1 protein-coding gene is annotated in these 478 nt (G+C 73.6%); it reads right to left on the bottom strand.

Features of this window, described 5'->3' with window-relative positions; translation table 11 throughout:
- Positions 1–478 (bottom strand): universal stress protein (locus tag RB628_RS41375; protein ID WP_318325766.1); only part of this gene is annotated, 478 nt, incomplete at both ends.

The raw sequence follows: 478 nt of genomic DNA, 5'->3' as shown, positions 1-478 counted from the left end.
GCCCGTGAAGCCGCCACGGCCGCGGGCGCCGACCACGACGAGCTGCGCATCGCGGGTCGCCTCGATCAGGGCCGGGCGAACACGGGATCGCACCAGGCGCCGCTCGACGACGAGCCGGGGATGACGCTCCTGCCACGGGGACACGGTTTCGTCCATCAACCGCTGCTCCTCCTGGCGGAGCCGCTCGATGTCCACCACCGCGTTCAGTGGATCACCAGGGCCCTGGTAGGCCCGCTCGCTCCGGGTGTTCCAGACGTGCAGCGCCAGCAGGTCCACGCCACGAAGCGACGCCTCGGCGAAGGCGAACTCGACGGCTGCCTCGCCCGCCGGTGAGCCGTCGACCGCCAGTAGTACGGGACCGCTCGGGTCGGGCCGGCCGCGCACCACCAGCACCGGGCAGCGGCCGTGCGCGGTCAGATGCAGGGCGGTGGAACCGAGCAGCAGGCTGCCGAACGCCCCGAGGCCCCGGCTGCCGACC

It is taken from the genome of Streptomyces sp. ADMS (assembly GCF_033441795.1).
Classification (GTDB): Bacteria; Actinomycetota; Actinomycetes; order Streptomycetales; family Streptomycetaceae; genus Streptomyces.
Note: the sequence above shows the minus strand (reverse complement) of the source record. Positions and strands in the feature narration are given on the sequence as shown.